We start from the raw sequence: 4,016 nt of genomic DNA, 5'->3' as shown, positions 1-4,016 counted from the left end.
CCGCTCCAGCCGGCATCTGGGGTGTAGGTGTAGACGCCGGTGGCCGGATCGAGGGACACCGTGCCATGCGTCGGGTCGGTGTCGACAGAGAAGGCCAGGGTGTCGCCGTCGGTATCACCGGCGGCCACGGTGCCGCCGACCGGGGTGTCCTCATCGGTGGTCAGCTCGTAGCGGCCATCGGTGGCGTCCCAGTCTGGGTCGGTGACGTCGCCGCCCTCGGGCGCGTCGTTGACCGGGTTCACCGTGACTTGCACGGTGACGGGGGTTTGGCCGCCGTTGCCGTCGTCGACCAGCACCACAAAGCTGTCCACACCGCTCCAGCCGGCATCCGGGGTGTAGGTGTAGACGCCGGTGGCGGCGTCGATCGTGACCGAGCCGTTGCTGGGGTGGGTATCCACGCTAAAGGCCAGGGTGTCGCCGTCGGCGTCACCCGCGGCGACGGTGCCACCCACCGGCGTGTCCTCATCGGTGGTCAGCTCATAGCGGCCGTCGGTGGCGTCCCAGTCCGGGTCGGTGACGTCACCGCCTTCGGGCGCGTCGTTGACCGGGTTCACCGTGACTTGCACGGTGACGGGGGTTTGGCCGCCGTTGCCGTCGTCGACCAGGACGATGAAGGAATCGACCCCGCTCCAGCCGGCATCTGGGGTGTAGGTGTAGACGCCGGTGGCCGGATCGAGGGACACCGTGCCATGCGTCGGGTCGGTGTCGACAGAGAAGGCCAGGGTGTCGCCGTCGGTATCACCGGCGGCCACGGTGCCGCCGACCGGGGTGTCCTCATCGGTGGTCAGCTCGTAGCGGCCATCGGTGGCGTCCCAGTCTGGGTCGGTGACGTCGCCGCCTTCGGGCGCGTCGTTGACCGGGTTCACCGTGACTTGCACGGTGACGGGGGTCTGGCCGCCGTTGCCGTCGTCGACCAAGACGATGAAGGAATCGACCCCGCTCCAGCCGGCATCCGGGGTGTAGGTGTAGACGCCGGTGGCCGGGTCCAGGGACACCGTGCCATGCGTCGGGTCGGTGTCGACAGAGAAGGCCAGCGTGTCGCCGTCGGCATCACCGGCGGCCACGGTGCCGCCGACGGGGGTGTCCTCGTCCGTGGTCAGCTCATAGCGGCCATCGGTGGCGTCCCAATCCGGGTCGGTGACGTCACCGCCTTCGGGCGCGTCGTTGACCGGGTTGACGGTGACTTGCACGGTGACGGGGGTCTGGCCGCCGTTGCCGTCGTCGACCAGGACCACAAAGCTGTCCACACCGCTCCAGCCGGCGTCCGGGGTGTAGGTGTAGACGCCGGTGGCCGGATCGAGGGACACCGAGCCATGCGTCGGGTCGGTGTCGACAGAGAAGGCCAGGGTGTCGCCATCGGCATCACCCGCGGCCACGGTGCCGCCCACCGGCGTGTCCTCGTCCGTGGTCAGCTCATAGCGGCCGTCGGTGGCGTCCCAATCCGGGTCGGTGACGTCACCGCCCTCGGGCGCGTCGTTGACCGGGTTGACGGTGACTTGCACGGTGACGGGGGTCTGGCCGCCGTTGCCGTCGTCGACCAGCACCACAAAGCTGTCCACCCCGCTCCAGCCGGCATCAGGCGTGTAGGTGTAGACGCCGGTGGCCGGATCGAGGGACACCGAGCCATGCGTCGGGTCGGTGTCGACAGAGAAGGCCAGCGTGTCGCCATCGGCATCACCCGCGGCCACGGTGCCGCCCACCGGCGTGTCCTCATCGGTGGTCAGCTCATAGCGGCCATCGGTGGCGTCCCAGTCCGGGTCGGTGACGTCGCCGCCTTCGGGCGCGTCGTTGACCGGGTTGACGGTGACTTGCACGGTGACGGGGGTCTGGCCGCCGTTGCCGTCGTCGACCAAGACGATGAAGGAATCGACACCGCTCCAGCCGGCATCCGGGGTGTAGGTGTAGACGCCGGTGGCCGGGTCCAGGGCGATGGTGCCGTGGCTGGCGTCCGCATCCAGGGTGAATGTGAGGGTGTCGCCATCGGCATCACCCGCGGCGACGGTGCCACCCACCGGCGTGTCCTCATCGGTGGTCAGCTCGTAGCGGCCATCGGTGGCGTCCCAATCCGGGTCGGTGACGTCGCCGCCTTCGGGCGCGTCGTTGACCGGGTTCACCGTGACTTGCACGGTGACGGGGGTTTGGCCGCCGTTGCCGTCGTCGACCAGCACCACAAAGCTGTCCACACCGCTCCAGCCGGCATCCGGGGTGTAGGTGTAGACGCCGGTGGCCGGATCGAGGGACACCGAGCCATGCGTCGGGTCGGTGTCGACAGAGAAGGCCAGCGTGTCGCCATCGGCATCACCCGCGGCCACAGTGCCACCCACCGGCGTGTCCTCGTCCGTGGTCAGCTCATAGCGGCCATCGGTGGCGTCCCAGTCCGGGTCGGTGACGTCGCCGCCTTCGGGCGCGTCGTTGACCGGGTTGACGGTGACTTGCACGGTGACGGGGGTCTGGCCGCCGTTGCCGTCGTCGACCAGGACGATGAAGGAATCGACACCGCTCCAGCCGGCATCAGGCGTGTAGGTGTAGATGCCGGTGGCGGCGTCGATCGTGACCGAGCCGTTGCTGGGGTGGGTATCCACGCTAAAGGCCAGGGTGTCGCCATCGGCGTCACCGGCGGCCACGGTGCCACCCACCGGCGTGTCCTCATCGGTGCTCAGCTCATAGCGGCCATCGGTGGCGTCCCAATCCGGGTCGGTGACGTCGCCGCCTTCGGGCGCGTCGTTGACCGGGTTGACGGTGACTTGCACGGTGACGGGGGTTTGGCCGCCGTTGCCGTCGTCGACCAGGACCACAAAGCTGTCCACACCGCTCCAGCCGGCATCCGGGGTGTAGGTGTAGACGCCGGTGGCCGGATCGAGGGACACCGAGCCATGCGTCGGGTCGGTGTCGACAGAGAAGGCCAGCGTGTCGCCATCGGCATCACCCGCGGCCACAGTGCCACCCACCGGCGTGTCCTCGTCCGTGGTCAGCTCATAGCGGCCATCGGTGGCGTCCCAGTCCGGGTCGGTGACGTCGCCGCCTTCGGGCGCGTCGTTGACCGGGTTGACGGTGACTTGCACGGTGACGGGGGTCTGGCCGCCGTTGCCGTCGTCGACCAGGACCACAAAGCTGTCCACACCGCTCCAGCCGGCATCAGGCGTGTAGGTGTAGACGCCGGTGGCCGGGTCGAGGGCGATGGTGCCGTGGCTGGCGTCTGAATCCAAGGTGAATGTGAGGGTGTCGCCGTCGGCGTCACCGGCGGCCACAGTGCCACCCACCGGCGTGTCCTCATCGGTGGTCAGCTCGTAGCGGCCATCGGTGGCGTCCCAGTCCGGGTCGGTGACGTCACCGCCTTCGGGCGCGTCGTTGACCGGGTTGACGGTGACTTGCACGGTGACGGGGGTTTGGCCGCCGTTGCCGTCGTCGACCAGGACCACAAAGCTGTCCACACCGCTCCAGCCGGCATCTGGGGTGTAGGTGTAGACGCCGGTGGCCGGGTCCAGGGCGATGGTGCCGTGGCTGGCGTCCGCATCCAGGGTGAATGTGAGGGTGTCGCCATCGGCATCACCCGCGGCCACGGTGCCGCCCACCGGCGTGTCCTCATCGGTGGTCAGCTCATAGCGGCCATCGGTGGCGTCCCAATCCGGGTCGGTGACGTCACCGCCTTCCGGGGCGTCGTTGACCGGGTTCACCGTGACTTGCACGGTGACGGGGGTTTGGCCGCCGTTGCCGTCGTCGACCAGGACGATGAAGGAATCGACCCCGCTCCAGCCGGCATCAGGCGTGTAGGTGTAGACGCCGGTGGCGGCGTCGATCGTGATCGAGCCGTTGCTGGGGTGGGTATCCACGCTAAAGGCCAGGGTGTCGCCGTCGGCGTCACCCGCGGCGACCGTGCCGCCCACGGGGATGTCCTCATCGGTGGTCAGCTCATAGCGGCCATCGGTGGCGTCCCAATCCGGGTCGGTGACGTCACCGCCTTCCGGGGCGTCGTTGACCGGGTTCACCGTGACTTGCACGGTGACGGGGGTTTGGCC

The 4,016-nt window shown here is 69.0% G+C and carries 1 protein-coding gene; it reads right to left on the bottom strand.

Going from position 1 to position 4,016, the window contains the following annotated elements; genetic code table 11:
- The coding region (locus G3A44_RS23015) for a tandem-95 repeat protein (RefSeq protein ID WP_310734448.1) at positions 1–3,998 on the bottom strand (3,998 nt) is incomplete at its 3' end.
- Between the last annotated feature and the right edge of the window lie 18 nt (positions 3,999–4,016).

The organism is Ideonella livida (assembly GCF_010499455.1).
In the GTDB taxonomy this organism is placed as follows: Bacteria; Pseudomonadota; Gammaproteobacteria; order Burkholderiales; family Burkholderiaceae_C; genus Ideonella; species Ideonella livida.
Note: the sequence above shows the minus strand (reverse complement) of the source record. Positions and strands in the feature narration are given on the sequence as shown.